Source organism: Sphingomonas sp. GlSt437, assembly GCF_048015635.2.
In the GTDB taxonomy this organism is placed as follows: Bacteria; Pseudomonadota; Alphaproteobacteria; order Sphingomonadales; family Sphingomonadaceae; genus Sphingomonas.
On the sequence record NZ_JBPGYA010000002.1, the window covers coordinates 599,490 to 625,875 of the forward strand.

Here is a 26,386-nt window from a genome sequence, read left to right on the forward strand (position 1 = left end):
ATGGGGGGTGGCGAAGATCGGACGATCGGCGCCCCCGGCCCCGCCGCGCTGCCGTCCACGCTCGCCCGCCCCGAGTCGCGCGCCGCCCGGCCCGCCCGAAGTTGACAAAGTTTACACTACGTCCCCCCTTTGTTGCCCTCCTCTGGTAGTGACCGCCGCGGCGAAGAGTGTTGGAGCGAGGCAGAACGCGCGCCATCGGCAGAGGGTGACATGGACCGCCATTGTAGGACAGCGGGGGCGGTATGTAGGCCGGGGGCGATTGGCAGCTAAGCTTCTTGGGAAGGCTAAGCCCAGCACACCCCAGAAGCTTAGCTGCTAGCCCCCGCCTGTCACTTGGACGCCATAATCAACGGCCAAAGGGCGGCGTCATCGGGGGTGGTCGTCAGGGCCGCCACAATCCAAGGGGAAATTCGCGGTCATGACATATCCGAAGCTGGCCATGCTCCTGCTAGCAAGCGCGGCACCTTTCGTCACGGCAACGGCTGCTCACGCGCAAGCCGCAGCGGCCCCGACCGTCGATACGCCCGCCAGCGATGCGGCTAGCGATGAGACCAATGCAATCGTGGTGACCGCTCAGCGCCGCGTCGAAAATACGCTGAAAGTGCCGGTCGCCGTTTCGGTGGTGCGGCCGGAAGACTTGAAGGATTTCCAGGCTTCGGGTGCCGATACCTTGCTGTCCCTGTCGGGCCGCGTGCCCAGCCTGTACGTTGAGTCGACCACGGGTCGCATCTTCCCGCGCTTCTACATTCGCGGGCTCGGCAATATCGACTTTTACCTTGGCGCGTCGCAGCCCGTCTCGATCATCCAGGACGATGTGGTCGAGGAGCATGTCGTACTGAAGTCGAACCCCGCGTTCGACATCGCTCAGGTCGAGGTGCTGAAGGGCCCGCAAGGCTCGCTGTTCGGTCGCAACACCACCGCTGGCATCGTCAAGTTCGACACTGCCCAGCCCAGCGCGACGTGGGCCGGCCAGGGATCGGTGAGCTATGCGCGCTACAACAGCGTCAATGCCGATGTCGGCGTCGGCGGCCCGTTGACCAAGGACGGCACGCTCAGCTTCCGCCTGTCGGGGCTGTACCAGCATCGCGACAATTGGATCAGCAACACCTATACCGGCCCGTCCGACGACGGCACGGTGCCCGGCCGCAACGTGATGGGCCGTTTCACCGAGCGCGACGTGCGTCTCCAGCTGCTCGCCAAGCCCAACGACGCCCTCAGCCTGCGTCTGTCGGGCCATTATCGCGATTATAGCGGCACCGCGTCGATCTTCTATCGCGGCTCGATCATCCCCGGCACCAGCGCGGTCCCCGCAACGTTCGATCGATCGGTCGTTGCCTATGATGAAGCGAACAACAACCCCCAGGCGTACAAGACCTATGGCGCCTCGCTAAAGGCCGATTATGATCTCGGCATCGCCACGCTGACCTCGATCACCGCGTGGGAACATGCCTCGGGCTATAGCCGCGGCGATACCGATGGCGGCGCGGCGGCGAATTTCGGCGGGGTTGCGCCCAATATCTGCGCGGCGGGCTGCGGACAATCGCAGGGGCGGCTGCGCGGACTCAACCAATGGTCCGAGGAAGTCCGTCTGGCGAGCCCGAACACCGGGGCGTTCAAATGGCAGATCGGCGGCATTTACTTCGATTCACGGGACAATACCGAGTTCGACCAGCGGTCGTTCTTCCTGACCAGCAATGTGCTGGGCACAAACCCCAACCCCAATAACTTCGTGTTGCTCCACAACATCAACACCAGCTGGGCAGCGTTCGGCCAGGCAAGCTATGACTTGACCGACCGGCTGACGCTTACCGGCGGCGTGCGCGTGACCAACGACACCAAGAGCACCAATCTGCTGCTCCACCCCAATTTCGCGACGCTGACGGTGCCGGCGACGGCGCCTAACTCATCTTATGCATGCGGCAATGCTACCTATTGCCGCTTGTCTGACACCCAGCCGAGCTGGGATGTGAGCCTGCTTTACCGGCTCAATCATGGGGTTAGCCTGTATGCGCGCTATGCCCGTGGCTTCCGCGGGCCGACCGTACAAGGGCGTTCGGCGGTGTTCGCCTCGGCTTATTCCACCGCAACGTCGGAAAAGAACACAAGCTATGAAGCCGGCATCAAAACCTCGCTGCTCGACGACCGGCTGCATTTCAACGTTGCGGGCTTTTACTACAACGTCGACAATATCCAGCTGAATGGCAACGACAGCAACGGCAATGGCGTGCTGTTTAACGGTAACAAGGGCAAAGGCTATGGCGTTGAAGCCGAGCTGGAGGCACGGCCGGTCCAAAATTTCCACATCAACATGGGCATCAGCCTGCTTCATACCGAAATCAATGCGCCAAATGTGTATGCCCAGGTCGGCGCAGCGGGCGGGGTGCCGTCAGAAACCGTGCTCAACCCCACCATCCGGATCGGCAACAATTACTACGCGCTGATTGACGGTAATCCATTCCCCAATGCGCCCAACTACAACATCAATCTCAGCGCACGTTATGATCTGCCCCTCGGCGGCAACAGCAAGCTGTTTGTGGCGGGCGATTTCAACATGCAAGGCAAGACCGATCTGGTCCTCTATCGCTCGGTCGAATATGTTGCCGACGGCAATTATGAGCTGGGCGGCAAGGTTGGCTATGCGTTTGGCCGCTACGAGATTGCGGCCTTCGCCCGCAATCTCACCGACCGTAAGAATTTGATTGGTGCGATCGATACGTCCAACTATCGCGCCGGCATCTACAACGACCCGCGCGTCTTTGGCGTGATCATCAGCGGATCGTTCCACTGAACTAACAGCGCGACTGCGAGCGTATCGGCCCGCAGTCGCGCTATATTCCGAGCGAAGCGCGTGCCGCTGTCTCCGTTAGCCAGCGCAATCATCGATCCAGCGCTCTTCCGCTGCCGGTGAGGACGTTACCTTCCATCCCCACCCTTGCCCCTCACCCCCACAGCCTTTACCCCTCACCCCATGCTCACCCTTGCTCCTACTCTCGAGCTCAAGGTGCTCGATCCGCGCCTGCACGACTGGGGCTTGCCGCGTTACCAGACCGAGCTTTCCGCCGGGATCGACCTTCATGCCTGCCTCGATGAACCGCTGACACTGCAGCCGCAGGCGCCCGCTGTGCTGATCCCCTCGGGCATCGCGGTGCTGATGAACGACCCCCATATGGTCGCGTTCCTGCTCGCGCGATCGGGGTTGGGGCACAAGAAGGGCCTGGTGCTGGGGCAAGCGGTCGGCACGATCGATGCTGATTATGCCAACCAGATTTTCATCTCGGCCTGGCTGCGCAATCCGCCGGGGAGCGAGCCGCTGACCATTCAGCCCGGCGAGCGCATCGCGCAGCTTGTCTTCCTGCCGATCCTGCGGCCGAGCTTCGAACTGGTCGAGGAATTCGGCGCGACGACCGGGCGCGGGCTGGGCGGCTTCGGGTCGACGGGGGTATGATCGGCCTGCTCCTGCCGCTGCTCGCCGCGAGCGCCGAGCCGGGTGACGCACTGCCGCCGCTGCCCGAATGGCCGGCGATGGCGCCGCTGCGCTACCTCCACGATCCCGAGATCACGCCCGCCATGGCGCAATTCGCCGCCGAGGAGATCAAGGCCGGCCGCTGCACCCTTGCCACCTCAGCGGAGGCGCCCGCCGATCCGCGCCGCAGCCTGACCGTCGATGTCGCGGTGCTGGTCGGCGCCGACGGCATGGTCCGCGCAACCGTGCCGCACGCGATCAATTGCCCGACGGTCGAGCAATATGCCGCGGGCCTTGTCTCCAGCTTCACGCGCGACAATCTGGTGCCGCATGGGCCCGGCGAAACATGGTATCGCACCAGCGTGACCTTCCGATGGATGCCGTGACGCGCGTGACGCTGAGCGATGCGGAGCTCGATCGCTACGCGCGCCACATCGTGCTCAAGGAAATTGGCGGCGCGGGGCAATTGGCGCTCCGCCGCGCGCAGGTGGCGATTATCGGCGCGGGCGGCATCGGCTCGCCGGTCATCCAGTATCTGGCGGCAGCGGGGATTGGCGGGCTGACGATCATCGACGATGACCGCGTCGACTTGTCGAACCTGCAGCGCCAGACGCTTTATGGCATGGCTGACGTCGGCACGGCGAAGGTGGCGGCGGCGGCAGCAGCAGCGGCGCGGATCAACCCGGGTGTTGCGGTGACGGTGGCGGAAGAGCGCATCACTACCGAGAACGCCGCGCGGCTGATCGACGGTGCTGACGTGGTGATCGACGGCTGCGACAATTTCGCGACGCGGCTTGCCGTTGCCGATGCGGCGCTGGCGGCGCGGGTGTCGCTGGTGTCGGCCGCCGTCGGTCAGTTCGATGCGCAGCTCGGCGTGTTCCGCGGCTGGCACGCCGAGCTGCCCTGCTATCGCTGCCTGGTCGGCGCCGACCCCGAACGCGCCGAGGCAAGCTGCGCCGAGCACGGCGTACTCGGGCCGATGACCGGGGTGATCGGCAGCCTGGCGGCGCTGGAAGCGATCCGCGCGATCGTGCCGTTCGGCACCGATCCCGCCGGCCAGTTGCTGATGATCGACGCGCTCGATTTCCGCTTCCGCACCATCGCCTTGCCCAAGGACCCCGGCTGCCCCGGCTGCGGACGGGGATGACGGGCCTCACCATCGTCCTCGTCGCGACCGACGATGCGCGCGTGCGTGCCGCGCTGACGCTGGCCTGCGCGCAGGCGGCGCTGGGCGGGCGGGTGCGGCTGTTCGCGCAGGATGCGGCGGTGGTGGCGCTTGGCGCTCAGCCGCGCGACGACGATGCGCCGGCGACTCCCGAGCGCCCCGATCGCCGGCAATTGCTCGCGCTCGCCCGGCAATCAGGCGTTGCGCTCATCGCCTGCCAGACCGGGCTTGCGGAGACTGGCCTTGCGATCGACGCACTGGCCGAGGGGACCGAAGGCGGCGGACTGGTCGGCCTGCTCGCCACGCTGGGCGAGGACCGGCTGGTCGTCGTTTAGGCGGCAGCGCTGACGACGCGGGCGAGCGCGGCTTTGTCGCGACCGCCGGTTGCCCATTCATAGGCATCGCGGCGATTGGTGAACATCGCCGCATTGGGCATCACGCACAGGCGCGCAATCTGCAGCTCGACGAGCGGCGTCGCACCGAAATAGGCGACGCGGTTGGCGCGCAGATGCGCTCGTCCGGGATTGCGCGACAGGGCCAGCAGCGCGTCGATCGCCTCGGGCGGCGCCACCTTGGCGTCGGTCAGCTCGTAGAGCCGGCCGTGCCAGCGACCACGATCGCCAAAGCCCGCGACGGCGTCATCGGCTTCGGCGGCAATCTGCATCAGCTGCTGGGTGTCGAGAAATCCGGAAACGCGCGCATAAATGACCAGATTAAGCTGATCGACGATAATCTGAGCCATGCCAACCTCCACACTGGCGGCCGGCATAGCGCGATCAATGTAAAAAACGGCTGAAAACCGCGCGCGATTCCTACTTAGTTCGCCGCACGATGCTCACAGCGAACGCCCGATCAGCTCCTTCATGATCTCGTTGGTGCCGCCGTAAATCCGGCTGACGCGCGCGGCGCGCCACATCCGCGCGATGGGATATTCGTTCATATAGCCGGCACCGCCGTGCAGCTGCAGGCACTTGTCCATCACTTCCCATTGCAGCTCGGTGTGCCACAGCTTGGCCGCCGCACCCTCGGTCGGAGTCAGCTCGCCCGCCAGATGGCGTTTGATCGCCCAATCGAGATGCGCCCAGCCGACTTGCAGCTTGGCCTTCAGGTCGGCGAGCACAAACTTCGTGTTCTGGAAATCGAACACCATGCCGGCGAACGCCTTGCGCGTCTTGGTGAACTCGACCGTCTCGTCGAACGCTTTCTGCGCGCTCGCCTGGGTGCCGACCGCAATCGACAAGCGTTCCTGCGGCAACTGGCTCATCAGATAGATGAAGCCCTTGCCTTCCTCGCCCAGGCAATTGGTCATCGGCACGCGGACGTCCTCGAAGAACAGCTCGCTGGTGTCGGCGGCGTCCTGGCCGATCTTGTCGAGCTTGCGCCCGCGCTTGAAGCCTTCGCGATCCGCCTCGACCAGGATGATCGACATGCCCTTATAGGCCGGCTTGGCATCGGGATCGGTCTTGGCGACGACCAGCACCAGATCGGCATTCTGGCCATTGGTGATGTAGGTCTTGCTGCCGTTGACGATATAGTGATTGCCGTCTTTCTTGGCGCTGGTGCGGATCGCCTGCAGGTCGCTGCCGGTGCCCGGCTCGGTCATCGCGATGGCGGTGATCGTCTCACCCGAAACGAGGCGCGGCAGCCACTGCTTCTTCTGCTCTTCGCTGCCATAAGCGACAATGTAATCGCAGACAATGTCCGACTGGAGCGAGAAGCCGGCGGGCACGCCGAGATAGCTCATCTCCTCGTCGACAATCGCGTTATAGCCGAAATCGAGGCCCAGCCCGCCATATTCCTCCGGCACGGTCGGGCACAGCAGGCCAACCTCGCCTGCCTGGCGCCAGAATTCCTTGGGGACCAGCCGGTCGCGCTCCCAATCATTGACGTGCGGCACGCCTTCCTTGAGCAGGAAGCTGCGGACCGTCTGACGGAACGCCTCGTGATCCTCATTATAGGCAAAGCGGCCGGCGACGGTATCGAGCATGGGGTGAGTCCTCTCTGTGCATTTTGCGCAGGAGCCTGCTTCCCCTTTACGCAAACGTCAACTCCCTGTCGTGCCGATCGCGTCTTTCGCGCGCCGAACGGATGTGGTTAGACGGTGGCCAAAGGAAGGGATGCCCGCATGAAATTAGCCAGCCTGAAGCAAGGCCGCGATGGCCGGCTCGTTGTCGTGTCGAGCGACCTCAACTGGTATGCCGAGGCGGGGCATATCGCGCCCACGCTGCAGGCCGCGCTGGACGATTGGGACCATATCGAGCCGAGCTTGCGCAATCTGGCGACCGATCTCGATCACGAAGTCATCCCGCGCGAGCGCTTCCACGAGCATGATGCGGCAGCACCCTTGCCGCGCGCCTATCAATGGGCGGATGGTTCGGCCTATGTGAACCACGTCGCGCTGGTGCGGCAGGCGCGCGGGGCGGAAATGCCCGAGAGCTTCTGGCACGATCCGCTGATGTATCAGGGCGGATCGGACGGGTTTCTGGGCCCGCGCGACGCCATCCCGCTTGCTGATGAGGCCTGGGGTTGCGACCTTGAGGCCGAAGTGGTGGTGGTGTCGGGCGATGTGCCACTGGGGGCGAGCCGGGAGGCGGCGCTGGCGGCGGTGCGGCTGATCGGCCTGACCAACGATGTGTCCTTGCGCAACCTCATCCCCGCCGAGCTCGCCAAGGGCTTCGGCTTTTTCCAGTCCAAGCCCGCCAGCGCCTTCTCGCCCGTGTTCGTGACGCCGGACTCGCTCGGCGAGTGGTGGCGAGATGGCAAGCTGCACCGCAAGCTGATGATCGACCTGAACGGCCAGCCCTTCGGCCGCGTCGATGCCGGCGTCGACATGACCTTCGATTTCGGCACGCTCATCGCGCATGCCGCCAAGACGCGCGCGCTGGGCGCTGGCACGATCATCGGCTCGGGCACGGTCAGCAATCGCGATGCCGATGGCGGCCCGGGCAAGCCGATCAGCGAGGGCGGGGTGGGCTATGCCTGCATCGCCGAAGTGCGCACGGTGGAGACGATCCGCGCGGGCGCGGCCAAGACCCCGTTCCTGAAAGCGGGCGACACGGTGCGCATCTGGGCGGAAGACGACCGCCACCACAGCATCTTCGGGGCGATCGAACAGACGGTTGGATAAAGAGCGGCTTAGTGCACCACCGTCATCCCCGCGCAGGCGGGGATCTATTGGCGCTGAGCGAGGCAAGTCTCACCAGTGCCAGCCATAATGGATTCCCGCCTTCGCGGGAATGACATGGTCGGGAGGATCGCCTTAGCGCCGCGCGACTCGCTTGCCGGTCACCCCGGCGATCAGCGCGAACATCGCAAAGGCCGCGATGCCGGGCAGGATGGCGAGCGCCGCGCCCGCCAGCATCGCTGCGCCGACCAAAGCTTCGACCGGCGCAAGCGCGTGCGGGCGGGACTTGGCACGAATAATCGTCATGGCCGGCATGGGCGTCTCCTGATGATCCGACTATGCGCTCCCAACGCTTAATTCATCGTAACGATCCGCCGGCGGCCTTGCCGTGTAGAATAGCCCATGGCATTATAATGACACATCGAATGCCATAAGATATCGACAGGAGACATCGGGATGATCACTGCGCTGCGCACGCCGGAGGAACGCTTTGCCAACCTCCCCGATTTCGATTTCCCCGTCGCTTATGTCGACGATCTGCCCGGCTATGAAGGATTGCGGATTGCGCGGGTCGACGCCGGCCCGGTGGATGCCGACCGCGTGTTCCTTTGCCTCCATGGCGAGCCGAGCTGGAGCTTCCTCTATCGCAAGATGATCCCGGTATTCCTGGAGAGCGGCGCGCGCGTAGTAGCGCCCGATCTGCTCGGCTTCGGTCGGTCGGACAAGCCGGCCCAGCAAAGCGATTACAGCTTCACCTTTCATCGCAACTATCTGATCGCACTCGTCGAGCGGCTCGACCTGAAGCACGTCACCCTGGTGGTGCAGGACTGGGGCGGGCTGCTCGGCCTGACCTTGCCGCTGGCGCCGGGTTTTGACGAGCGGATCGAGCGGCTGATCGTGATGAACACCGGCATCGGCACCGGCGCGTCGCCTGGCCCCGGCTTCATGGCGTGGAAGAATTACGCGCTGTCGACGCCCGACCTGCCGATCGGCGCGCTGATTGCGCGCGGGACGCCGCACCTAACCCCGGCGGAAATCGCTGCTTATGACGCGCCTTATCCTGATGCGAGCTACAAGGCCGGCGCGCAGGTATTCCCCGCGCTGGTGCCGGTCGAGCCCGACATGGAAGGCGCCGATATCGGTCGCGAAGCCGCGAAATTCTGGTCCGAGCGCTGGCCGGGCAAGACCTTCATGGCGATCGGCGCCGCCGACCCTGTGCTCGGCCCACCGGCGATGGAGCGGCTGCAAAAGCTGATCCGCGGCTGCCCCGAGCCGATGGTCATCCCCGATGGCGGCCATTTCGTGCAGGAATGGGGCGAGCCGATCGCCCGCGCGGCGATCGCGGCCTTTGGGGGGAAATAGGGCGACCGCGGACCACGCCGACTCGCATTTGCCGTTGAAATTTTATAACAAGGGCGAATAAGAAGATTAGTCAGCAATGCTGACCTGATTCGGACTGGAGAGAGCATGGCCGGCGAGCATCCGCGCGCCAATCTGAAGCCGTTGTCGCTGCACGTGCCCGAGCCGCGCTTCCGGCCCGGCGATGCGGTCGATTTCGGCGATGTCGATGTGCCGCCCGCCGGCAGCGCGCCGCGCCCCGACACCGCCGCCGATCCGCGCAGCTTCAGCGACCTTGCCTATACGCTGGTCCGCGTGCTCGATGATGACGGCCGCGCGGTCGGCCCGTGGGACCCCAAGCTCTCGGCCGAGACGCTGCGCCGTATGCTGCGCAACATGGCGCTGACGCGCGCGTTCGACGAGCGCATGTTCCGCGCCCAGCGCCAGGGCAAGACCAGCTTCTACATGAAGTCCCTGGGCGAGGAAGCGGTCGCCGTCGCCGCCGCTTTCGCGCTGGCCGAAGACGATATGTGCTTCCCCAGCTATCGCCAGCAGGGTCTGCTCATCACGCGCGGCTGCCCGCTCGTCGACATGATGAACCAGATTTATTCGAACGCGGGCGACAAGCTGCAGGGCAAGCAGCTGCCGATCATGTATTCGGAAAAGCGCTTCGGCTTCTTCTCGATCAGCGGCAATTTGACGACGCAATATCCGCAAGCGGTCGGCTGGGCGATGGCGTCGGCATCGAAGGGCGATACGCGCATCGCCGCGACCTGGTGCGGCGAGGGATCGACGGCGGAAGGCGATTTCCACTCGGCGCTGACCTTCGCGACGGTTTATCGCGCGCCGGTGATCTTCAACGTCGTCAACAACCAATGGGCGATTTCGAGCTTTTCGGGCTTCGCCGGCGCCGAAGCGACGACCTTCGCGGCGCGCGCGCTCGGCTATGGCATTGCGGGCTTACGCGTCGATGGGAATGACGCACTCGCTGTCTATGCCGCGACTGCCTGGGCCGCCGAACGCGCGCGCACCAATCAGGGCCCGACGCTGATCGAGCATTTCACTTATCGCGCCGAGGGGCATTCGACCTCGGACGACCCCAGCCAATATCGCTCCGCCGGCGAGCCGACTGCCTGGCCGCTCGGCGATCCCGTCCAGCGGCTGAGAGCGCATCTGATCGCGATCGGCGAGTGGGACGAGGAGCGCCACGCCGCGCAGGACCTGGAGCTCGCTGAAATGGTCAAGGCCGCGCAGAAGGAAGCCGAGAAGAACGGCATCCTCGGCCACGGCCTCCACCAGCCGCTCGACAGCCTGTTCGACGGGGTGTTCGAGGAAATGCCCTGGCATTTGCGGGAACAACAAGCGCAGATGATCGCCGAGGAAGAAACGAGCGGACGGCCATGGGCGCGGAAGCAGTGATGCGCAGCATCGCTGTCCCGGCGAAGGCCGGGATCCAGCATCGTTGCGGTTGTATCTGGGCCCCGGCCTTCGCCGGGGAAGCGGGAATTTTATGACGCACCTTGTGGAACAATCGCCGGTCGATACCGACGCCCCCACCACCCCCCGCCTCAACATGATCCAGGCGATCAACTCGGCGCTCGACGTGATGATGGCGCGCGATCCCGATGTCGTTGTGATGGGCGAGGATGTCGGTTACTTCGGCGGCGTGTTCCGCGCGACCGCCGGCTTGCAGAAGAAATTCGGCAAGACGCGCGTGTTCGATACGCCGATCACCGAATGCGGCATCATCGGCGTTGCGGTGGGGATGGGGGCGTATGGCTTGCGCCCGGTGCCCGAAATCCAGTTCGCCGATTATATCTACCCCGCGCTCGACCAATTGGTGAGCGAAGCGGCGCGGCTGCGCTATCGCTCGGGCGGGGAGTTCACCGCGCCGATCACGGTGCGATCGCCGTTCGGCGGCGGCATTTTCGGCGGGCAGACGCACTCGCAGTCGCCCGAGGGCATTTTCACCCACATCTCGGGCGTGAAGACCGTCATTCCGTCGACCCCCTATGACGCCAAGGGGCTCCTCATCGCCGCAATCGAGGATAACGACCCGGTTATCTTCTTCGAGCCCAAGCGCATCTATAACGGCCCGTTCGACGGCCATTGGGACCGCCCTTCGAAGAACTGGTCGCAGCATCCTGACGCCGAAGTGCCCGAGGGCTATTACACCGTCCCACTCGGCAAGGCGCGAGTGGTGCGCCAAGGCGAGGCGGTGACGATCCTGGCGTACGGCACGATGGTGCATGTCTGCGCGAGCGTGGTCGCGGATGCCGGCGTCGATGCCGAGATCATCGACCTGCGCACATTGGTGCCGCTCGACATCGAGACGATCGAGGCATCGGTCAAGAAGACCGGCCGCTGCCTGATCGTGCATGAAGCGACGCGCACCTCGGGCTTCGGCGCGGAGCTGTCGGCACTGGTGCAGGAGCGCTGCTTCTACCATTTGGAAGCGCCGATCGAGCGCGTCACCGGCTTCGACACGCCCTATCCGCACAGCCTGGAATGGGCCTATTTCCCGGGGCCGGTCCGCATCGGCATGGCGCTCAAGAAAATACTGAAGGACTGACCTGATGGCCCGCTTCACCTTCCGTCTCCCCGACATCGGCGAAGGCATTTCGGAGGCCGAGATCGTCGAATGGCATGTGAAAATCGGCGATCGGGTCGAGGAAGACCAGCAAATCGCCGACATGATGACCGACAAGGCGACGGTCGAGATGGAGTCGCCGGTGGCCGGGGTGGTCGTCGAGCTGGCGGGCGCGGTGGGCGACATGGTGCCGATCGGATCGGCGCTGGTGGTGATCGAGACTGAGGGGGATCTGGCGGCTGAGGTGGAGGCTGAGCCCGGCGCTAAGGCGATCGCTGTAGTTGAAGAGGCGGCGGCCGAGATCCTCCCCGTTCACGGGGAGGGGGACCAGCCGCAGGCTGGTGGAGGGGCGGGGCCGGAAAGCGACGCGCCGCCGATCACCGATGCACCTTCTTCTGCGACCCCCCTCCACCATCCGGCTGCGCCGGACGGTCCCCCTCCCCATGCTGGGGAGGAGCCCAAAATCCTCGCCTCCCCCACCGTCCGTGCCCGGGCGCGCGACCTGGGCATCGACTTGGCCCAGGTGAAAGTCGCCGAGGGCGAGCGCGTTCGCCATTCGGACCTGGACGCTTACCTCCGCTATCAATCCGGCCAGGGCTATCACGCCCCGCACGCCAGCCGCGCGCGTGACGACGAGGCGATCAAGGTCATCGGCATGCGCCGCCGCATCGCCGAGAATATGCAGGCGGCCAAGCGCCACATCCCGCATTTCACGTATGTCGACGAGATCGACGTGACCGAGCTGGAGCGCGTCCGCGCCGACCTGAACGGCGCGCGGGGGCAGCGCCCCAAGCTGACGATGCTGCCCTTCCTGATCGTGGCAATCTGCCGCACCCTGCCCGACTTCCCGATGCTCAACGCGCGCTATGATGACGAGGCCGGCGTGGTGACGCGCCACGGCCGCGTCCATCTCGGCATGGCGACGCAGACCGATGCCGGGCTGATGGTGCCGGTGATCCGCGACGCGCAGGACAAGAATTTCTGGCAGCTGGCGAGTGAGATCCAACGACTGGCGGATGCGGCGCGCAGCGGCAAGGCGAAATCGGAAGAACTGTCCGGCTCGACCATCACCGTCACGTCGCTCGGCCCCCTGGGCGGCATCGCGACGACGCCGGTCATCAACCGGCCCGAAGTCGCGATCATCGGCCCCAACAAGATCGTCGAGCGGCCCATCTTCCAGGGCGACGACATCGTCCGCGCCAAGCTGATGAACCTCTCGATCAGCTGCGACCACCGCGTCGTCGATGGCTGGGACGCGGCGAGCTATGTCCAGGCGGTGAAGAAGCTGCTGGAAACGCCGGTGCTGTTGTTCGCGGATTGAGCAACATGCTCCAATTGATCATTGGTTTGCTGATGACTCATACGGTCGTCGTGGGACCGCCCAAACTGATCAACGAGTGCAAATGGGTGCGCGGGCGTTTCGATGTCTGGAACGGGTCAGGTGTTAGACGCATCTGGATAATCGGCACCCATCGATTGATCGCGTTGCGTGATGACGACGATAACACGCCGAGCGAAATTCAGAAGTTTGTCTATTCTGGTCCGCATCCGAAAAATGAAGGGGGATTGCGCGGCGACTTTCACGTCTGCGCGCTAGAGCCCAGCCTGCCCCGCCACATGCAACATGTTCGATTGATCGCTACCCGAAATCTATCATTCATGGGTAAGCCATTCCCACCGGTGGAAGGACACGTGACGCCCCCCTGACAAGGGAGCTATTTCCGCACCCAAACCTGCTCGCCGCCCACCCAAGTCTCCAGCACCTGCGTCTTGCGCAAATCCTCGGGCGTCACTTGCGTGGGATCGCGGTCGACGATGATGAAGTCGGCGCGTTGGCCGACCGCGAGGCGGCCGAACTTGTCCTCGGCAAAGCCCGCATAAGCCGCGCCCTGGGTGTAGGCGTACCACGCCTGGAAGAAATCGAGCTTTTCCTGCGGTTGCCAGCCGCCCGCGGGCTCGCCGTCCGGTCCTTGGCGGGTGAAGCCTGCGGCCCAGCCCATGAAGGGATTGGGGCTTTCGACCGGATAATCGGTGCCGAACGCCAAGTGCGCGCCGTTCTTGAGCATCGACGCCCAGGCATAGCTGCCCGCCAGCCGCGCCTGCCCCAGCCGCGCTTCCGCCATCTGCCGGTCGCTCGTTTCATGCACCGGCTGCATCGAGGCGATGATGCCGTGCTGGCCGAAACGCGACAGATCAGCGGGATCGACGATCTGGGCGTGCTCGATCCGCCAGCGCCGGTCGCCGGTATAGGTGTCGGTCATCGATTCGATCGCGCTCAGCACTTGCGCATTGGCCTTGTCGCCGATCGCGTGGACGGCGACCTGGAGATGGTCGAGCGCGGCGCGGCTCATCAGGTTGCGGATCACGTCGTCCGACATGAAGCCCTGCCCCGACTGCCCGGGCGCATCGCTATAGGGCGCTTTCAGCCACGCGCCGCGCGAGCCCAAGGCACCATCGGCATAGAGCTTCACGCCCGACAGCCGGAGATGATCGGCGTAGAGCCACGGCGTCGGCCCGGTGCCGCCGATGCGCACCGCGGTCTCCACCCCCAGCCCATAGCTGATGATGCGCACGCGCAGCTGGCCGATATCGCCCATCCGCCGATAGAGCATCCAGTCGTCCAGGCTGGTGCCCATGTCGCTGGTCGCGGTGACGCCGTAGGAAAGCAGAATCTCTTGCGCTTTCAGGAACGCGGCGTTGCGGTCGCGCTGGTTGGGCTCGGGCACCGCCTTGGTGATGAGCGCGCGCGCCGCATCGACGAAGATGCCCGATGGCGCGGCTGCGGCGCCGCGGATGATCTGGCCGCCCGCCGGTGCTGCCGTCTTGGCGGTGACGCCCGCCAGCCGCATCGCCGCGCTGTTCGCCCAGCCGGCATGGCTGTCGACCCGCGCCAGCCACACCGGGCGATCGGGCACCACCGCATCGAGTTCGGCAGCGGTGGGGAAGCGGCCGAGGTGCCATTGCTCCTGGTTCCAGCCGCCACCGGTGATCCATTTGCGGTCGGGATTGGCGGCGGCATAGGCCTTGATCATCGCCAGCGCTTCATCGAGCGACTTGGCGCCCGAGAGGTCCAGCTCATAAGCGCGGATGCCGAGTTCCATGACATGGCCGTGCCCATCGACGAAACCGGGCAGCACGACCTTGCCTTTCATGTCGGTGCGCCAATCGAGCCGGTCGGGCCGCTTCTCGCCATCCTTCAGCAGGCGTGTGACGACGCCGTCCTTGGTCATCAATATGCCGGTGAAGCGCACTTGCCGACCCTGCTCGTCGAGGGTGACGCCGTTGACATTGTCGATCAGCGCATCGGCCAGCGCGGGCATGGGAAGCAGAAGCGCGAGCGCGGCGATCAACGAACGGAACATGGTTGAGCCCCCAAGGAACGGCAAAGCGGTGCTTTTGACGAGCGTGGCATAAGCGCTGTTTCCCGCAGGCGCCAGATGGTCTAGGCGGCTTGACCCATGGCTAGTGAACCGCTTTCCGCCGCCCGCCCTGCCGACGATCTGCCGGTGTCGATCGACGATGTCCGCGCCGCGCATGCCCGCATCGCCGGCGCCGTGGTGCGGACGCCGACGCTCATCTCGCGCACCCTGTCGCAGCTGACCGGCGCGACGGTGTATCTGAAGTTCGAGAATCTGCAGTTTACCGCCGCCTATAAGGAGCGCGGCGCGCTCAACACGTTGCTCCAGCTCAACCCGCAGACGGCCGGTGTCATCGCTGCGTCCGCCGGCAATCACGCGCAGGGGCTGGCTTATCACGCCCAGCGGCTCGGCATTCCGGCGACGATCGTGATGCCGACCAACACGCCGATCGTGAAGGTAACGCAGACCGAAGGCCATGGCGCGACGGTGGTGCTGCATGGCGATACGTTCGACGCGGCCTATGCCCATGCCCGCGAGCTGGAAGCCGAGCGCGACCTGACCTTCGTCCACCCGTTCGACGATCCGCGCGTCATCGCCGGGCAGGGCACGACGGCGATCGAGATGCTCGAGGATGTGCCGGCGATCGACACCTTCGTGACGCCGATCGGCGGTGGCGGGCTCATCTCGGGCATGGCGACCGTGGCGCGCGCGTATGAAGCGGAGACGGGGCACCATATCGAGGTAATCGGCGTCGAGGCCGAGCTCTTCCCCTCGATGTACAACCGCATCAACCACACCGACATGCCATGCGCGGGCGACACGCTTGCCGAGGGCATCGCGGTCAAGGAGCCGGGGGCGATCACCAGCGCGATGGTCCGCGCGCTGGTCGACGAGATCCTGCTGGTCAGCGAGCGCAGCCTGGAGGAAGCAGTCAGCCTGCTGCTCCAGATCGAGAAGACGGTGGTCGAGGGCGCCGGTGCGGCGGGCCTGGCCGCGCTGATCCAGCACCCGGAGCGTTTTGCCGGTCGCACCGTCGGCATCGTGCTGTGCGGCGGCAATATCGACACGCGGTTGCTGGCGAATGTGCTGCTGCGCGATCTGGCGCGCTCCGGCCGGCTGGCGCGGCTGCGCATTCGCTTGCAGGATCAGCCCGGCGCGCTGTTCAACGTTGCGCGGATTTTCGAGCAGCAGCGCGTCAACATCATCGAGGTCTATCACCAGCGCGTGTTCACCTCGCTGCCGGCCAAGGGCCTGATCACCGACATCGAGTGCGAGACGCGCGACAAGGCGCATCTCGACCGGCTAATCGCCGCGCTTCGCGATGCGCAATATGAGGTCGGGCTGGTCGAGCTGGCGTGAACGGTCGCGCGCCCCGCGCCATTTCGGCACAACCGCCGCCTCGATCAATCAAGCTGGGTAGGCGAGCGGCGGTGATTAACCCTCTTTCTTGGTAAACACGCTTTTCATCATTCGCGCCGTCTGCATAAATACCCTGGTGACGCGAGCGCAGGACTCGCGCCGGGGCTGAAGGGTGGAGCAAGGCCGGTGACCGCACCATTTCGCTTTCCGCGCTTTTTCGTCACCAGCCCTGCGCCTTGCCCCTATCTGCCGGGGCAGACCGAGCGGAAGGTCTTTACCGAACTGTCCGGCGCGCACGCGGGCGAGTTGAACGATGCGCTGGGCCGCATCGGTTTCCGCCGCAGCCAGTCGGTCGCCTATCGGCCGAGCTGCGCGGGCTGTTCGGCGTGCGTGTCGGTCCGCGTTGTCGCCAGCGGCTTCGCGCCCAACGCCACCCAGCGCAAAGTCATGCGGCGCCATGCCGATCTCGAGGTCACTGCCTGCCGGCCTTGGGCAACGCAGGAGCAGTTCGATCTGCTCCGCCGCTACCTCGCCTCGCGGCATCCCGGCGGCGGCATGGCGGGCATGGACGAGAACGATTATGCCGACATGGTCGAGCAGAGCCCGGTGCGCAGCTACATTATCGAATATCGCGAGCCGGCGACCGATGGCGGCCGCGGCCGGCTCGTCGGCGCGTGCCTGACCGACCAGCAGGCCGACGGCTTGTCGATGATCTACAGCTTCTTCGATGCCGATCATCCCACGCGCCCGGGCCTCGGCAACTACATCATCATGGATCACATCCAGCGCGCGCGGCAGGCGGCGCTGCCCTATGTCTATCTCGGCTATTGGGTGAAGGGCTCGCCACGGATGGCGTACAAGACGCGCTATCGGCCGATCGAAGTGCTCGGGCCGAAGGGCTGGTCGCTGCTTGATGACGATGCCGTCCTACCGACGCGTTTTCCGGCGCTGGAGGCTGAGCTGGTCTGAGCCCGGCGTTAGTCTTCGCGCACCGCGTCGACGGTAACGCCGACTTCCAGCCGTTCCGCACCATCGCCGAGCCGCGATCCCGCGACGGGCGCTGCGCCCGCCGCGTCGAGGCCGATCGCGACGCGGACATATTCCTCGGCGGCGCACAGCCCCAAGCCGGGATCGAAGCCGACCCAGCCGAGCCCCTCCACCCACGCTTCCGCCCAGCCATGCGGCGTCGGCTGCGTCTCGCCGCGCGCCGCGATCAGGCTGTAGCCCGACACATAGCGCGCGGGCTGGCCGAGCGCATGGGCGGCGGCAATGAACAAATGGGCAAGGTCGCGCGCGGTCGCGTGCCCGGTATCGAACGTCGCGCGCGCGGTGCGGCCGGCAACGGGGCGACCGCCATCGAGCGGAAAGCGATCATGGATCGCGCGGTTGAGCGCGTGCAGCCGATCCAGCGCGGCATGGCCCACAGCCGCCTGATGCGCGAAGGCGGCGATGTCGGCATCACCCTCGGTCAGCGGCGTCGTGCGCGTGTAGAGCAGCGGCGGAAACGGCTCGACCGCCCCCGATACGATGCCGGAGCCGGGCACGGTCAGCACTTCGCCGGTCACCGCAATTTCGATGTGATCGAGCGGGCCTTCGGCATAAAGCATCGTCGCGACATTGCCGAAGCCGTCGCGCGCCGGGCGCAACCGCGCATCGCAGCCGACGAGAATGCGCCAGTCGGCAATCGTCTGCTGGTCGGTGTCGGCAGGGGTCAACCGCAACAGCTGGACGACGCGCGCCTGCGGCTCGGTGAAGCGATAGACGGTGCGATGATCGACGGCCAAGCGCATCAGATAAACCTGAACTGCCGGCCGATGGCGTGGCTCAGCTCGTCATTATCGGCGATGAAGCGTTGGAGGAATTCGTGCAGCCCGGTGGCGATCACGTCCTTCGATTTGATTCGGTGCATGCGGGAGAGGCGCGCGCGCACCAGCCGATCCGCCTCGCCCTGAAAGCCCGATTGGCGGGCGAGCACGTTCATGATCTCGACGGTTTCCTCCGCCGCGCCGGCCAGCGAGCGCGGCATTTCCGGCCGGCACAACAGCAGGTCGATGACGTTCGCCGGCGTGAGCCCGTCGCTGTAGAGCCAGCGATAGGCGGTCACGGCGGAAACGGTCTGCAGGATCGTCGTCCACTGATCACGATCGATGACGCCGCCGACAACTTCGCCTTCGGGCAGCAGCAAATGGTATTTCACATCGAGCAGGCGCGCGGTGTTGTCGGCGCGCTCGATCGACTGGCCCAGGCGGATGAAGCCATTCGCCTGGTTGCGCAACATGCGATGGATCGCGCCTTCAAAGCCGCGCGTCTCGGCCTTCACCCCTTCGACCAGGTTGAGCGTGGCGACGGTGCCGCCGGGTCGGGCGCGATTGTCGAACAGCAGCCAGGCGCGGTTGATCGACGTCCATGCCTCGCGAGTGAGCGCGGTGCGCACCGCGCGGGCGTTGTTGCGCGCCATGTCGAGGCAATGGACGATCGAGCCGATATTCTCCGCATCGAGCGTCAGGAAGCGCGCGACATGGCTTTGCGTCATCGCGTTGCCGGTCGCAGCGAAGCTCTGCTCGGTCTCGGTCACCGCCAGCGCGCTCGCCCAGGCCGCTTCGCCCGCCGGCCGCGCCGACAGCGCATCGAGCCGCACCGTCGCCTCGACCAGCCGCGCGACGAAATCGGCGCGCTCGACATAGCGACCGAGCCAGTAGAGGCACGAGGCGGTGCGGGAAAGCATGCGCCCTAGATCCTCCCCTGCAAGGGGAGGGGGACCGCAGCGCGTAGCGCTGTGGTGGAGGGGTATTGGGCCGAGCGCAGGGATTTATACCCCTCCACCATTCGCTTTGCGAATGGTCCCCCTCCCCTTGCAGGGGAGGATTTGTGGGTTGCCGCTCTCACGCCCCGTCTCCGTCGTCGAGCAGGACGAAACTGTCCTTGGTGCCGCCGCCCTGGCTGGAATTCACCACCAGCGAGCCTTGCTTCAGCGCCACCCGCGTCAGCCCGCCCGGCACGACCTGTACCCCATCCTTGCCGGTCAGCACGAACGGGCGGAAATCGACGTGGCGCGGGGCGACGCCGGCCTCGGTCAGCGTCGGCACCGTCGACAAGGCGAGCGTCGGCTGGGCGATGTAGCGATGCGGCTCGGCGATCAGCGCGGCGCGGAACGCTTCGATCTCGGCCTTGCTCGCGGTCGGGCCGACCAGCATGCCATAGCCGCCCGAGCCATCCACTAGCTTCACGACCAGATCGGGCAAGTGATCGAGGACGTATTGCAGCGCTTGAACCTCGCGGCACCGCCACGTCTCGACATTGGGCAGCAGCGCCTCGCCACCCGAATAATAGCGGACGATGTCGGGCATATAGCTGTAGATCGCCTTGTCATCGGCAATGCCGTTGCCCGGCGCGTTGATCAGCGCGACATTGCCCGCCGCATAAGCCGCGATCAGCCCCGGCACGCCGAGCATCGAATCGGGGCGGAAGACGAGCGGATCGATGAAATCATCATCGATGCGGCGATAAATCACATCCACGCGCACCAGCCCGGCGATGGTACGCATCCAGACGATATCGTCATCGACCATCAGATCGGCCGCCTCGACCAGCTCGATGCCCATCGAATCGGCGAGGAAGCTGTGCTCGTAATAGGCCGAGTTGTAATGGCCCGGCGTCAGCACCACGCAGACCGGGTTGGGCGCGGCCGACGCGGGCGCGACCGAGCGCATCGTCTGGAGCAGCTTGTCGGGATAGCTGTCGACCGCCGCCACCCGCAGCGAGCGGAATAGCTCGGGGCACAGCCGGATCATCGCCTCGCGATTTTCGAGCATGTAGGAGACGCCCGAGGGGGTGCGCGCATTGTCTTCGAGCACGAAGAACTCGCCCGGCCCGGTGCGGACCAGATCGATGCCGCAAATATGCGCCCACACCCCGTGCGGCGGGCGCATCCCAGCGATTTCGGGCCGGAATTGCGGATTGCCGAAGATGAGATCAGGCGGGAGGATGCCGTCGCGCAGGATTTTGCGGTCGCCATAAATATCGTCGAGAAAGGCGTTGATCGCCTGCACGCGCTGGACAAGCCCGGCCGACAATTGATCCCATTCGCGCTTCAGGAACACGCGCGGGACGATGTCGAACGGGATGATCCGTTCCGACGCGCGTTCGTCGCCATAGACCGCGAAGGTAATGCCAAGCTGGCGGAAGGTTGCTTCGGCGGATTGCTGCCGGCGCCTCAAATCGGCTTCGGCCGTCTCGCCGAGCCAGGCGCCGAGCGCGGCTAGTTCGGGCCTGACGGCATCGCCCGCGCCTCTGATCTCATCGAATGCGCGGGTCAGCGCCATCGGGCCGTCACACCTCCGTCATCGCAACGCCATGCTGCCTACGATTGTTGCAACGCACAAGGGGGGCGGCCTATCCTCCCGCCAGTTGCGCGAGCATCGAGGGTGTCAGCAACTGCGGCAGCACCTGCGGTTCGGACGCGCCGGGCGCGTAATAAAGGTAGAGCGGCACGCCGGCGCGGTTATGCGCCTGGATGAAGCGGCCGAGCGCGGGATCGCCGCTCGTCCAGTCGCCGACCAGCACAACGACATGGTGGCGCGCAAAGGCCTGGCGCGCCTGATCGGTATCGATCGCGACGCGCTCATTGACTTTGCAGGTCAGGCACCAATCGGCGGTGAAATACGCGAAGACGGGCTGGCCCTTGGCGCGCGCGGCGGCGAGTGCGGCTTCGCTAAAGGGCTGGTCGGCGCCGGCGGTCGCGGTTGTGGCCGCTGCGGTTTTGGCGACAGGCTCGATCGCAGCGGCCGTCGCGGCGGTGACCGCGATCAGCCCCAAGACGCCGAGCCACGATGCGCTGAGCCCCTGCCGCTGCCGGCGACCAATGAAGAGCAGCACCGCGGCCAGCATCACGATGCCGATCAGCCCGATCGCCATGCCATTGACGCCCGCCTCGCCGCCCAGCACCCAGGCGAGCCACACGCCGGTCAGCGCCATCGGGATCGCGAGGATCAGCCGGAACGTCTCCATCCACGCGCCGGGCTTGGGCAGCGCGCGGCGAAGAGCGGGCACGAACCCGATCGCCAGGAACGGCAATGCGAGCCCCAGCCCCAACCCGGCGAACACCGCCAGCGCCGCGCCCCAGGGTAGCACCAACGCCGCGCCCAGCGCCGCCGCCATGAACGGCCCGGTGCATGGCGTCGCGATGATCGCGGCGAGAGCGCCGGTTGCAAACGCGCTCGTCGCGCCGCTCGCGCGATCGACGAAGCTCGGCGTCGGGATTTCGAACAAGCCGGCGAGGTTGAGCGCCAGCGCCGCCACGAGCAGCAACAGCACCGCGATGGTGCGCGGGTCCTGCAACTGGAACGCCCAGCCGACTGCCGCGCCGCCGGCGCGCAAGCCCAATATCGCCGCGCCCAGCCCGACAATGACCACGAGCACCCCAGTGGTATAAGCGAGCGCTTCCAACCGCGCCGCGCCGGGGCTGACCGATCCTTTGGCGAGGCTGAGTGCCTTGAGGCTCAGGATCGGGAAGACGCAGGGCATGATGTTGAGGATGAGGCCCCCCAGGATCGCGCCACCCAGCGCGACCAGCGTTGCGCTGATCCAGTCGCCGCTCGGCGCGCTTTCGTTTGCCGCCGGCGCCACCGCGCCCGGTGCCGCGCTGACGCTCAGGCCCGCGCCATCACCGATGCGCAGCACGCCCTCGATCGCGCCCTTGGGGTGATGCGCGCCGGTCTCGATCACCAGCCGGTCACCGTCGCGCGCCACCTTTTGCGGCGCGGCATAATCGAGCGCGCCGGTGGTGAGCGGGAAGAAGTAGGCGTCCTTCAACGGCGCCGCCGCAGGATAAGGGATGCCGAGCCGCACCGCCTTGCCGTCGAGCTGGTATGCCGCCGCGACGCCGAGCGGCTTGGGCAGCGCCTGGCGCCACGCATCGAACTGCGAGCGCGAGGCGGGGCTGATCGCGCCATCCCCCACAATCAGATCGAGCGACAGATCGGCATTTTCGGGCACGCAGATTTCGCTGGTGCAGACGAGATATTTGCTGGCGAGCTTGATCGGCAGCTTGGTCCCCGCCGCCAAACCGGCCGGCACATGCAGCTGGACGAGCAGCGTATGGTGCCGCTCGAACACATAGTTCATCAGCCCGGAAATGAGCAGTGTCGTTGGCACCGGATAACGCGGCGCGTCGGCGGTGACGCCTGCCGGCAAGTCCCAAGTGAACTTCGCCGGAAAGCCGGCATCGCCGGGGTTCTGCCAATAGCCGTGCCAGCCGGGCTGCGGCGTCACGTCATACGCGATCGTCACGTCCTGCCCCGCCGCCGGCGTCATCGTCTCGGCGACCAGCCGCACCGCCAGATGCGGGCCGGGCGAATAGGGATCGGGCGCCTGCGCAGCCGCCGGGCGCGCGATTGCCAAAGCGGCCAGCATCGTCAACAGAATGAAACGTAGCGCGGGCATGGGGCTGGCTTGTCTTGTCCTTAGGGGCCCGTCAATACCGCTCTGGCAACCAAAATCCGCCGCCAAGGAGAATGACCGTGAAGCTCTATGGTGCCTTATTCGCCGCGACGCTGGCGCTGGTTACGCCGGTGGCGCTCGCCGGGCAGAACGCGCTGGCGCCGGCTGCCCCCGCGCCCGCCGCCAGCAAGGCACCGGCCAAGCTGATCGTGGTGATTTCGGTCGATCAATTCTCCGCCGATCTGTTCGCCGAATATCGCCGCCACTTCACCGGCGGCTTCGCGCGGTTGCAGCAAGGCGCGGTGTTTCCGTCGGGCTATCAGAGCCATGCCGCGACCGAGACCTGCCCGGGCCACTCGACGATCCTGACCGGCTTCCGCCCCGCGCATACCGGCATCATCGCCAACAACTGGGTCGATCTCAACACCGCGCGCCAGGACAAGACGGTCTACTGCGCCGAAGACGAAAGCGTGCCGGGCTCCAACTCGGTGACGTACACGGTCAGCGACAAGCACCTGCTCGTGCCGACGCTGGGCGAGCGGATGAAAGCCGCCAACCCCGCCAGCCGCGTCGTCTCCGTCTCGGGCAAGGATCGCGCGGCGGTGATGATGGGCGGCCACCATGTCGATGAGCTGTGGTGGTGGGACGGTAAGCATTTCACCACCTATGCCGGGCGCACCGAGCCCGCCGTCGTTACGCGGGCAAATCAGGCCGTCGCAGCGGAAGTCGCGACCGCGCAAGGCCCGCTCGACCTGCCCGATTTCTGCGCCGCGCATGATGTCGCGGTCGATCTCGGCAGCGGCAAGTCTGTGGGCACGGGCCGCTTCGCGCGCGCCGCTGGCGACGCCAAGGCATTCCGCGCCTCGCCCGAAATCGACGGCGCCGCCTTCGCGCTCGCCGCGGGGCTGATCCAAGACATGAAGCTCGGCAAGGGCGAGGCGACCGACATCATCGATATCGGCGCCTCGGCGACCGATTATGTCGGCCACACCTATGGCACCGAAGGCGCCGAGATGTGCCTGCAGCTCGCCGAGCTCGACAAGTCGATGGGCGATTTCTTCACCGTGCTCGACCGGCTGGGCCTCGATTATGAAGTGGTGCTGACCGCCGACCATGGCGGCCACGACATTCCGGAACGCCATCGCCAGCGTGGGCTAAGCGACGCGGCGCGGATCGACCCCGGCTTCACCACCAAATCGGTGAGCGATGCGGTCGCCGCCAAGCTGCACCTGACCGGACAGCTGCTTTATGGCGACTCTGGGTCGGGCGACATCTGGATCGATCCCAAGCTGCCGCCCAAGACGCGCGAGGCGGTGTTGAAGGAGGCGCTGGCCATCTATCGCGCCAACCCGCAGGTCGCTTTCGCCTTCAGCCGCGCCGAGATCGACGCCGCGCCGTGGCCCACCTTGCCGCCGCCTTTATGGCTGCCCGTCCAGCGCGCCAAGGCCAGCTATTATGCGCCGCGATCGGGCGACATCGTTGTCGCGCTTAAGCCCAACATCACGCCGATCGCTGATCCGACCAAGGGCTATGTCGCGACGCATGGCAGCTTCTGGGATTATGACCGGCGCGTGCCGATCCTGTTCTGGCGCAAGGGCATGGCGGGTTTCGAGGAACCGCTGGCGATCGAGACCGTCGACATCATGCCGACGCTGGCAGCGTCAATCGGCCTGCCGGTTGCGGCGCCGCTGCTGGATGGGAAATGCCGGGATATCGGGCTTTCGACCGGGACGTGCGGGGGGCGCTAACAAGACCAGCACTACCGTCACCCCGGCCTTGAGCCGGGGTCCCGCTGCCTAACTGCCGCAAAAAGAAGCTGGACCCCGGGTCAAGCCCGGGGTGACGACCAAGTTGTCAGTGGGTTTGCGTGGCTTCGCCTAAACAGGCAGCCCTCACCCCATCGTCGGGATAACGAACGCGTTCCCCTGATCGGGCGCGCCATCGGGCCAGCGTTGGGTGATTGTCTTGATCTTCGTCCAGAAGCGGACGCCTTCGGGGCCGTGCTGGTTGATGTCGCCGAACGCGCTGCGCTTCCAACCGCCAAAGGTGTGGTAGGCGACCGGCACCGGGATCGGCACGTTAATGCCGACCATACCGACCTGCACGCGCGACGCGAACTCGCGCGCGGCATGGCCGTTGCGGGTGAAGATGGCGACGCCGTTACCGTATTGATGCTCGCTCGGCAGGCGCAGCGCGGTTTCGAAATCGGGCGCGCGGACGATCTGGAGGACGGGCCCGAAAATCTCTTCCTTATAGCTCTGCATCTTGGGGCTAACATGGTCGAACAGCGACGGGCCGACATAAAAGCCGCCTTCATGCCCCTGCAGCGTGAAGCGACGGCCATCGACCACAAGCTCGGCGCCTTCATCGACGCCGGTCTGGATCCAATGCTCGATCTTGGCCTTGTGCGCGGCGGTGACGACGGGGCCATAATGCGCGTCGGGATCGGTCGAGACCCCGATGCGCAGCGCGCCGATCGCCGGCAACAGCTTCTCGCGCAGTGCCTCCGCCGTCTTGTCGCCGACCGGCACCACCACCGGCAGCGCCATGCAGCGCTCGCCCGCCGAGCCGAACGCGGCACCGGCGAGATCGTTGACCACCTGGTCGAGATCGGCATCGGGCATGACGATGCCGTGGTTCTTGGCGCCGCCCATCGCCTGGACGCGCTTGCCCGCATCGACACCGCGCCGATAGACATAATGCGCGATATCCGACGAGCCGACAAAGCTGACCGCGCTGATCGCGGGATGATCGAGGATCGCATCGACCATTTCCTTGTCGCCATGGACGACCTGGAGGATGCCTTCCGGCGCGCCTGCCTCACGCATCAGTTCGGCGAGCCGCACCGGCACCGACGGGTCGCGCTCGGACGGCTTCAGGATGAAGGCATTGCCGCAGGCGATCGCGACGCCGAACATCCACATCGGGATCATCGCCGGGAAGTTGAACGGGGTGATGCCCGCGCCAATGCCGAGCGGCTGGCGCATCGAATAGACGTCGATCCCCGGCCCCGCGCCCTGCGTATACTCACCCTTCAGCGCGTGCGGAATGCCGCAGGCATATTCGATCACGTCGAGCCCGCGCTGCACATCGCCCTTGGCGTCGGCGATCACCTTGCCATGCTCGGACGAGAGCAGGTGCGCCAGCTCGTCGATATTCGCCTCGACCAGCCGCTTGAACTCGAACATTACGCGCGCGCGGCGCTGCGGGTTGGTCGCCGCCCAACCGGGTTGCGCCGCGAGCGCGGCGCGGACGGCGCGATCGAGATCGGCGGTATTGCCCAGCACCACTTCGGCCTGCACCGCGCCCGAATTGGGATCGAACACCGACCCGCGCCGCGTGCCGCCGCCGGCGCCGCTTTCGCCGCCGATGAAATGATCGATCAGTCGCATGGCATCCTCTTTCGTTACCGCATCGGGCGCTGGGGTCGCCCGGATCATGCGCTCGCTAAACGCAGATTTCGGCGCGCGTATCAACCTTGGCCGACGCGGAAGACGGCGCGCGGCGTCGTCGATCGCCCGCAGACCCAACTCGGTTAATAATTTTTAAA

23 protein-coding genes are annotated in these 26,386 nt (G+C 65.8%); 14 read left to right on the forward strand and 9 right to left on the reverse strand.

What is annotated here, in order from left to right; translation table 11 throughout:
• Positions 1 to 439: 439 nt before the first annotated feature.
• The 5 genes from ACLB0R_RS12355 (at position 440) to ACLB0R_RS12375 (ending at position 4,963) form a co-directional block, all read left to right on the forward strand.
• Positions 440 to 2,788, forward strand: a complete 2,349-nt coding sequence (locus tag ACLB0R_RS12355; protein ID WP_416643397.1) for a TonB-dependent receptor — start codon at positions 440 to 442, stop codon at positions 2,786 to 2,788.
• A gap of 180 nt (positions 2,789 to 2,968) precedes the next feature.
• Positions 2,969 to 3,445: a dUTP diphosphatase gene (dut, locus tag ACLB0R_RS12360; RefSeq protein WP_416643396.1), complete on the forward strand. Its 477-nt coding sequence runs from the start codon at positions 2,969 to 2,971 to the stop codon at positions 3,443 to 3,445.
• On the forward strand, positions 3,442 to 3,849 hold the full coding sequence (locus ACLB0R_RS12365; RefSeq protein WP_416643395.1) for a hypothetical protein: 408 nt from the start codon (positions 3,442 to 3,444) through the stop codon (positions 3,847 to 3,849). The genes dut and ACLB0R_RS12365 overlap by 4 nt, the downstream gene beginning before the upstream one ends.
• A 5-nt stretch (positions 3,850 to 3,854) precedes the next feature.
• Positions 3,855 to 4,610, forward strand: a complete 756-nt coding sequence (locus ACLB0R_RS12370; protein ID WP_416643950.1) for a HesA/MoeB/ThiF family protein — start codon at positions 3,855 to 3,857, stop codon at positions 4,608 to 4,610.
• Positions 4,607 to 4,963, forward strand: a complete 357-nt coding sequence (locus ACLB0R_RS12375) for a DsrE family protein (RefSeq protein ID WP_416643394.1) — start codon at positions 4,607 to 4,609, stop codon at positions 4,961 to 4,963. Before ACLB0R_RS12370 ends, ACLB0R_RS12375 begins: the two co-directional genes overlap by 4 nt.
• Here the strand turns inward: ACLB0R_RS12375 and ACLB0R_RS12380 are convergent.
• Positions 4,960 to 5,370 (reverse strand): hypothetical protein, encoded by a 411-nt coding sequence (locus ACLB0R_RS12380; protein ID WP_416643393.1) that lies wholly within the window; start codon positions 5,368 to 5,370, stop codon positions 4,960 to 4,962. The two genes, ACLB0R_RS12375 and ACLB0R_RS12380, sit on opposite strands and share 4 nt — an antisense overlap.
• A 93-nt stretch (positions 5,371 to 5,463) precedes the next feature.
• On the reverse strand, positions 5,464 to 6,615 hold the full coding sequence (locus tag ACLB0R_RS12385) for an acyl-CoA dehydrogenase family protein (RefSeq protein ID WP_416643392.1): 1,152 nt from the start codon (positions 6,613 to 6,615) through the stop codon (positions 5,464 to 5,466).
• A 138-nt stretch (positions 6,616 to 6,753) separates the two neighbouring features.
• Between ACLB0R_RS12385 and ACLB0R_RS12390 the strand changes: the two genes are divergently transcribed.
• On the forward strand, positions 6,754 to 7,755 hold the full coding sequence (locus ACLB0R_RS12390; protein WP_416643391.1) for a fumarylacetoacetate hydrolase family protein: 1,002 nt from the start codon (positions 6,754 to 6,756) through the stop codon (positions 7,753 to 7,755).
• 132 nt (positions 7,756 to 7,887) lie between these two features.
• On the opposite strand, the gene ACLB0R_RS12395 is transcribed toward ACLB0R_RS12390, so the two are convergent.
• Positions 7,888 to 8,067 carry a hypothetical protein gene (locus tag ACLB0R_RS12395; RefSeq protein ID WP_416643390.1) on the reverse strand — a complete coding sequence of 60 codons (180 nt, stop codon included), beginning with the start codon at positions 8,065 to 8,067 and terminating at the stop codon, positions 7,888 to 7,890.
• A gap of 141 nt (positions 8,068 to 8,208) precedes the next feature.
• Between ACLB0R_RS12395 and ACLB0R_RS12400 the strand changes: the two genes are divergently transcribed.
• From ACLB0R_RS12400 to ACLB0R_RS12420, 5 genes are all read left to right on the forward strand, one after another.
• Positions 8,209 to 9,114 (forward strand): haloalkane dehalogenase, encoded by a 906-nt coding sequence (locus ACLB0R_RS12400; protein ID WP_416643389.1) that lies wholly within the window; start codon positions 8,209 to 8,211, stop codon positions 9,112 to 9,114.
• Between the two features lie 105 nt (positions 9,115 to 9,219).
• A complete protein-coding gene (locus ACLB0R_RS12405; RefSeq protein ID WP_416643388.1) occupies positions 9,220 to 10,509 on the forward strand; it encodes a 3-methyl-2-oxobutanoate dehydrogenase (2-methylpropanoyl-transferring) subunit alpha in 1,290 nt (429 codons plus the stop codon).
• 91 nt (positions 10,510 to 10,600) lie between these two features.
• Entirely contained in the window at positions 10,601 to 11,662 is a 1,062-nt protein-coding gene (locus ACLB0R_RS12410; protein WP_416643387.1) for an alpha-ketoacid dehydrogenase subunit beta, read from the forward strand.
• 4 nt (positions 11,663 to 11,666) lie between these two features.
• Complete coding sequence (locus ACLB0R_RS12415; RefSeq protein WP_416643386.1) at positions 11,667 to 13,001, forward strand: dihydrolipoamide acetyltransferase family protein; 1,335 nt, start codon at positions 11,667 to 11,669, stop codon at positions 12,999 to 13,001.
• A 5-nt stretch (positions 13,002 to 13,006) separates the two neighbouring features.
• Positions 13,007 to 13,387, forward strand: a complete 381-nt coding sequence (locus tag ACLB0R_RS12420; protein WP_416643385.1) for a hypothetical protein — start codon at positions 13,007 to 13,009, stop codon at positions 13,385 to 13,387.
• Positions 13,388 to 13,395: 8 nt separating this feature from the next.
• Here ACLB0R_RS12420 and ACLB0R_RS12425 read toward each other — a convergent pair whose 3' ends face one another.
• Positions 13,396 to 15,042, reverse strand: coding sequence for an amidohydrolase (locus tag ACLB0R_RS12425; protein ID WP_416643384.1), 1,647 nt, complete (start codon positions 15,040 to 15,042; stop codon positions 13,396 to 13,398).
• A gap of 96 nt (positions 15,043 to 15,138) precedes the next feature.
• Between ACLB0R_RS12425 and ACLB0R_RS12430 the strand changes: the two genes are divergently transcribed.
• Together ACLB0R_RS12430 and ACLB0R_RS12435 are read left to right on the forward strand one after the other, a co-directional pair.
• Complete coding sequence (locus tag ACLB0R_RS12430; RefSeq protein ID WP_416643383.1) at positions 15,139 to 16,398, forward strand: threonine ammonia-lyase; 1,260 nt, start codon at positions 15,139 to 15,141, stop codon at positions 16,396 to 16,398.
• Positions 16,399 to 16,584: 186 nt separating this feature from the next.
• Positions 16,585 to 17,367: an arginyltransferase gene (locus tag ACLB0R_RS12435; RefSeq protein WP_416643382.1), complete on the forward strand. Its 783-nt coding sequence runs from the start codon at positions 16,585 to 16,587 to the stop codon at positions 17,365 to 17,367.
• An 8-nt stretch (positions 17,368 to 17,375) separates the two neighbouring features.
• Here ACLB0R_RS12435 and ACLB0R_RS12440 read toward each other — a convergent pair whose 3' ends face one another.
• The 4 genes from ACLB0R_RS12440 to ACLB0R_RS12455 form a co-directional block, all read right to left on the reverse strand.
• On the reverse strand, positions 17,376 to 18,188 hold the full coding sequence (locus tag ACLB0R_RS12440) for a transglutaminase family protein (protein WP_416643381.1): 813 nt from the start codon (positions 18,186 to 18,188) through the stop codon (positions 17,376 to 17,378).
• Positions 18,188 to 19,123, reverse strand: a complete 936-nt coding sequence (locus ACLB0R_RS12445) for an alpha-E domain-containing protein (RefSeq protein WP_416643380.1) — start codon at positions 19,121 to 19,123, stop codon at positions 18,188 to 18,190. The genes ACLB0R_RS12440 and ACLB0R_RS12445 overlap by 1 nt, the downstream gene beginning before the upstream one ends.
• A gap of 157 nt (positions 19,124 to 19,280) precedes the next feature.
• Positions 19,281 to 20,720 carry a circularly permuted type 2 ATP-grasp protein gene (locus ACLB0R_RS12450; RefSeq protein WP_416643379.1) on the reverse strand — a complete coding sequence of 480 codons (1,440 nt, stop codon included), beginning with the start codon at positions 20,718 to 20,720 and terminating at the stop codon, positions 19,281 to 19,283.
• A 70-nt stretch (positions 20,721 to 20,790) separates the two neighbouring features.
• A complete protein-coding gene (locus ACLB0R_RS12455; protein WP_416643378.1) occupies positions 20,791 to 22,839 on the reverse strand; it encodes a protein-disulfide reductase DsbD family protein in 2,049 nt (682 codons plus the stop codon).
• A 71-nt stretch (positions 22,840 to 22,910) separates the two neighbouring features.
• Between ACLB0R_RS12455 and ACLB0R_RS12460 the strand changes: the two genes are divergently transcribed.
• The gene (locus ACLB0R_RS12460) at positions 22,911 to 24,584 is read left to right on the forward strand and encodes an alkaline phosphatase family protein (protein WP_416643377.1); all 1,674 of its coding nucleotides are present in this window, start codon (positions 22,911 to 22,913) and stop codon (positions 24,582 to 24,584) included.
• A 144-nt stretch (positions 24,585 to 24,728) separates the two neighbouring features.
• Here the strand turns inward: ACLB0R_RS12460 and ACLB0R_RS12465 are convergent, their stop codons facing one another.
• The gene (locus ACLB0R_RS12465; protein WP_416643376.1) at positions 24,729 to 26,228 is read right to left on the reverse strand and encodes a CoA-acylating methylmalonate-semialdehyde dehydrogenase; all 1,500 of its coding nucleotides are present in this window, start codon (positions 26,226 to 26,228) and stop codon (positions 24,729 to 24,731) included.
• Positions 26,229 to 26,386 lie beyond the last annotated feature (158 nt).

Excerpts from the sequence above, each read along its gene's own strand:
- ACLB0R_RS12355 (WP_416643397.1), top strand. The coding sequence starts at position 440 with ATGCTCCTGCTAGCAAGCGCGGCACCTTTCGTCACGGCAACGGCTGCT.
- ACLB0R_RS12375 (WP_416643394.1), top strand. The coding sequence starts at position 4,607 with ATGACGGGCCTCACCATCGTCCTCGTCGCGACCGACGATGCGCGCGTG.
- ACLB0R_RS12365 (WP_416643395.1), top strand. The coding sequence starts at position 3,442 with ATGATCGGCCTGCTCCTGCCGCTGCTCGCCGCGAGCGCCGAGCCGGGT.
- ACLB0R_RS12415 (WP_416643386.1), top strand. The coding sequence starts at position 11,667 with ATGGCCCGCTTCACCTTCCGTCTCCCCGACATCGGCGAAGGCATTTCG.
- ACLB0R_RS12385 (WP_416643392.1), bottom strand. The coding sequence starts at position 6,615 with ATGCTCGATACCGTCGCCGGCCGCTTTGCCTATAATGAGGATCACGAG.
- ACLB0R_RS12380 (WP_416643393.1), bottom strand. The coding sequence starts at position 5,370 with ATGGCTCAGATTATCGTCGATCAGCTTAATCTGGTCATTTATGCGCGC.
- ACLB0R_RS12395 (WP_416643390.1), bottom strand. The coding sequence starts at position 8,067 with ATGCCGGCCATGACGATTATTCGTGCCAAGTCCCGCCCGCACGCGCTT.
- ACLB0R_RS12410 (WP_416643387.1), top strand. The coding sequence starts at position 10,601 with ATGACGCACCTTGTGGAACAATCGCCGGTCGATACCGACGCCCCCACC.
- ACLB0R_RS12400 (WP_416643389.1), top strand. The coding sequence starts at position 8,209 with ATGATCACTGCGCTGCGCACGCCGGAGGAACGCTTTGCCAACCTCCCC.
- ACLB0R_RS12440 (WP_416643381.1), bottom strand. The coding sequence starts at position 18,188 with ATGCGCTTGGCCGTCGATCATCGCACCGTCTATCGCTTCACCGAGCCG.
- ACLB0R_RS12405 (WP_416643388.1), top strand. The coding sequence starts at position 9,220 with ATGGCCGGCGAGCATCCGCGCGCCAATCTGAAGCCGTTGTCGCTGCAC.
- ACLB0R_RS12425 (WP_416643384.1), bottom strand. The coding sequence starts at position 15,042 with ATGTTCCGTTCGTTGATCGCCGCGCTCGCGCTTCTGCTTCCCATGCCC.
- ACLB0R_RS12465 (WP_416643376.1), bottom strand. The coding sequence starts at position 26,228 with ATGCGACTGATCGATCATTTCATCGGCGGCGAAAGCGGCGCCGGCGGC.
- ACLB0R_RS12450 (WP_416643379.1), bottom strand. The coding sequence starts at position 20,720 with ATGGCGCTGACCCGCGCATTCGATGAGATCAGAGGCGCGGGCGATGCC.
- ACLB0R_RS12390 (WP_416643391.1), top strand. The coding sequence starts at position 6,754 with ATGAAATTAGCCAGCCTGAAGCAAGGCCGCGATGGCCGGCTCGTTGTC.
- ACLB0R_RS12455 (WP_416643378.1), bottom strand. The coding sequence starts at position 22,839 with ATGCCCGCGCTACGTTTCATTCTGTTGACGATGCTGGCCGCTTTGGCA.
- ACLB0R_RS12420 (WP_416643385.1), top strand. The coding sequence starts at position 13,007 with ATGCTCCAATTGATCATTGGTTTGCTGATGACTCATACGGTCGTCGTG.
- ACLB0R_RS12430 (WP_416643383.1), top strand. The coding sequence starts at position 15,139 with ATGGCTAGTGAACCGCTTTCCGCCGCCCGCCCTGCCGACGATCTGCCG.
- dut (WP_416643396.1), top strand. The coding sequence starts at position 2,969 with ATGCTCACCCTTGCTCCTACTCTCGAGCTCAAGGTGCTCGATCCGCGC.
- ACLB0R_RS12445 (WP_416643380.1), bottom strand. The coding sequence starts at position 19,123 with ATGCTTTCCCGCACCGCCTCGTGCCTCTACTGGCTCGGTCGCTATGTC.
- ACLB0R_RS12460 (WP_416643377.1), top strand. The coding sequence starts at position 22,911 with ATGACCGTGAAGCTCTATGGTGCCTTATTCGCCGCGACGCTGGCGCTG.